Origin of the sequence: Pseudomonas sp. Sample_24 (genome assembly GCF_004307605.1) — a bacterium.
In the GTDB taxonomy this organism is placed as follows: Bacteria; Pseudomonadota; Gammaproteobacteria; order Pseudomonadales; family Pseudomonadaceae; genus Aquipseudomonas.
This window is the reverse complement of record NZ_RCNW01000181.1, coordinates 1-2,924: the sequence shown is the minus strand read 5'-3', so window position 1 is coordinate 2,924 and position 2,924 is coordinate 1. Positions and strand designations below refer to the sequence as shown.

Here is a 2,924-nt window from a genome sequence, read left to right as displayed (position 1 = left end):
CGACGCACGCTGAGCACGGTGGTCTGCAGGGTGTGAATGCTGTAGCCGCGACGGTTCAGCTCGGTGCGCACCGAGTCCACCAGGAATGGCAGATCGTGATGCAGCACTTCGACCGCGGTGTGGGTCGACTGCCAGCCGTGGCGTTCGTAATCCGGGTTGTAGACGCGCACTTGCGGTTGCGCATGATCGAAGCGCTCAAGCAGGCGCCACGCGGAAAGGGTACAGCCAGCGAGGTCGGACAAACGACGCTGGGTCAGCTCGTCCAGGGAAATGATGCCGAAGAATTGTTCAGCGAACAGCGCCACTTGTGGCAGTGCCTGTTCACTGATGTGCTGCGCCAGTGCCGCTTGCAGTTGGTGCTGGAAGTCGGCTTTGCTGGCTGCGGTGAAGAACGCCATCTGTGGTACTCCGCTTGGGCTTGTTATTGATGGAAGCGTCGCGTGCAAAACCCCTGTCAGGGGCTACCCGTCAGCCTGTTCCTGATTCTCGGGCAGAGGAAACAGGGTGACAGGTGGGTGAAGCTGGACGAGACACTCGGGTCACATTCACCTTCCGTGAATGGGCATCTGCAAAAACGACTGGGCTGCGTGCAGCGCAATGTCTTTACGGGTGCTCATCCGTTGCGCAGCTTAACGAGTGCGGCAAGGCCCGTGCTTGCGGTGCTGCGACATATTCGGTCAACGGCACGCAGCTTGACGCCGGTGCAACGGATAACACTAGCAGCCGTGTGGGGAAATGAGGGTTTATGCGGGTTTTTTGGTGTATTCGTATCAGGAGTGACTGATCAGGTGAATCCGTTCACGAGCTGCCACTTGTTTTCTTTGCGATTGTGATTCCCCTTTCCGGACGAAGAGCTTGCATGAACTGCGACTCCAATCACCTTCTGTGGCCTTGATCTGCCATACGGCATGATGAGCGCCCCCGAGGACAAAGCGAGTTACTTCCTGATACTCTTCCTTACTTTATTGATGTTTCCAAAGGTGACAGGGCGATAGTTAGGGCGATGCATACTATCTTTAATCAATTTTTTCCCAATCCCAAAATAATGGACATCATTATAGGTTTCGCCAATTGCGAGAACTGGATACGCAAGCGAACTTTCCGCTACACCAACCATCCCTTCGTAACCTTTTACAGGACGACCTAACAAATCATGAAGGCCTTCAGCGAACGAAACAAGATGATTGCCTTTGTCACCTGAATAACACGCAACCACACGGTAACTATCAAATTTCTCTACGGAAACGCCATGGCTTTCTGCAAGCTTGATTAGCTCTAATGGAACTAAGTCCTGACCATTACCTCGCCCGATAGCTCCACCAGTGGCATTCCCATGCGCTTGAAAAGTTAGCCTTGTACCGCCCTTATACTTGTCTTGAAATACAACTACGCCTTCTGACAACCTTGTTATCTTTTTTACCAGCTTTAGCTGCACGCCCGTAGCATTGTCAATCAAATATCTGGGGGGTTTCGAGAATAAATTGGCGATCTTAGAAAAAACATGCCCCGTGGGATCGTTCCGATTCACCGGATCTCCCGCACAATAAGCATATGAATTAATGCCCCCCTCACCAAACGGACTCAAGCTGTCCGGGCTGTTAAATCGCATCAGTACCGGATTAAACGCCCGATAGCCATTGCCTAACAAATAATGCCCGGTTACCGGCTCCGGTCGTTGACCATTGAAACCCAATAAACGGGTCAACCCGCTTTCGAATGGCCGGTGACCGTAGGCTGAGTAAGCGATGGATCTCTGATAGTTCGAATTGAGGACGTGCAACACTGAACGCTGCTGATCCGTGGCCAGCAATGTGCTGTCGCACCCATCGCCCTGAACGTGTTGCGCCAGCAGTTGATCCTCATGCTGAAAAACCGAAAACTGCTCCCCGCCGTGTATCTCAGTGACCAACTGACTTTTACAGTAAAACCGCTGACGTTCGAGGTTATCCGGATGCCAGTGGCTTGTCAGTCGATCCAGCGCATCGTGTTGATAGCGAATGAATGGTTTCTGTTGTCTGAACATTGGGAGACTCCGGCGGGCCAGCGAAGCCATGACTATCGATTGCTTTGTCACGGACGGCAACTAGCAGAACTGCTAGGTTCAACACACTCCAGCAAAAATCCCTCGAGACTGGCAAAATCACGATTTGCTCGCCAATTCCGTGCACCCCCCCCAGGAAAATCCCCATGCAAATGACAACCGCCCTCTTGATCGTCAACCCATGCGATGACGAAGAAGACAACATGGCCATGCTCTGCTGCCACAGCGAAAAGGGCGAAATGTTCCTGATGAGCCGCTATCCGGACGAGGATGAACTGGAAATCACCCTCGATGGCGAGCCATCGACGCTGGACGGGGTAAAAGTCACCCTCAGCCCTAGCCTGCTGAAGATTGAAATCGCCGCGGCGGATGCCGATGCGCTGAATGGGGATGATGTGTTGGAGATCACCTTCAATCCGGACATGGTGGATATGGCTGAGGTTGAGCTGACCTTGAAGAATATTCTGGATGGCACTGGCACCTATATCAGCCAGATTTGATGGCGTCTGGACTGCCCCCATCGCTGGCAAGCCAGCTCCCACAGGTTTTAGCGGCGTGCAGGCAATTTATGCAACGCAGCGATCACTGTGGGAGCTGGCTTGCCAGCGATGGGGCCGGAACTGCCGGTCCAACACTCCCCTGCTACAAAAAACCACCAATGCGCCCCGGTATTTCCCGCGCTTTGCACAAATGCCGTTAGTCGCCGCCCCCCGCGATGGATTAAAGTAACGCCCCCAGCCTTGGCGTATTACGCACGCTCTCGGCCATCCATTTCCAGGAACAGTCATCGATGGAACATCGTGAAGCGCTGCTGGCGCTGCGAACCTTTCTTTCAACGCAGATTCTCGGCCAGGAAAAACTCATCGAGCGCTTGCTCATCGCC

The 2,924-nt window shown here is 53.5% G+C and carries 4 protein-coding genes; 2 read left to right on the top strand and 2 right to left on the bottom strand.

Features of this window, described 5'->3' with window-relative positions:
- Together D8V06_RS09325 and D8V06_RS09320 are read right to left on the bottom strand one after the other, a co-directional pair.
- Positions 1–398, bottom strand: a 398-nt coding sequence (locus tag D8V06_RS09325; RefSeq protein WP_130930848.1) for an NAD-glutamate dehydrogenase domain-containing protein, incomplete at its 3' end; no start/stop codon positions are given.
- Positions 399–937: 539 nt separating this feature from the next.
- Complete coding sequence (locus D8V06_RS09320; RefSeq protein WP_130930847.1) at positions 938–2,023, bottom strand: RHS repeat-associated core domain-containing protein; 1,086 nt, start codon at positions 2,021–2,023, stop codon at positions 938–940.
- Between the two features lie 164 nt (positions 2,024–2,187).
- Between D8V06_RS09320 and D8V06_RS09315 the strand changes: the two genes are divergently transcribed.
- Both D8V06_RS09315 and D8V06_RS30820 read left to right on the top strand, forming a co-directional pair.
- Complete coding sequence (locus D8V06_RS09315) at positions 2,188–2,541, top strand: hypothetical protein (protein WP_130905658.1); 354 nt, start codon at positions 2,188–2,190, stop codon at positions 2,539–2,541.
- 290 nt (positions 2,542–2,831) lie between these two features.
- Positions 2,832–2,924, top strand: a 93-nt coding sequence (locus tag D8V06_RS30820; protein WP_241667804.1) for a hypothetical protein, incomplete at its 3' end; no start/stop codon positions are given.

Coding starts and splice junctions, on each gene's coding strand:
- D8V06_RS09315 (WP_130905658.1), top strand. CDS start 2,188: ATGCAAATGACAACCGCCCTCTTGATCGTCAACCCATGCGATGACGAA.
- D8V06_RS09320 (WP_130930847.1), bottom strand. CDS start 2,023: ATGTTCAGACAACAGAAACCATTCATTCGCTATCAACACGATGCGCTG.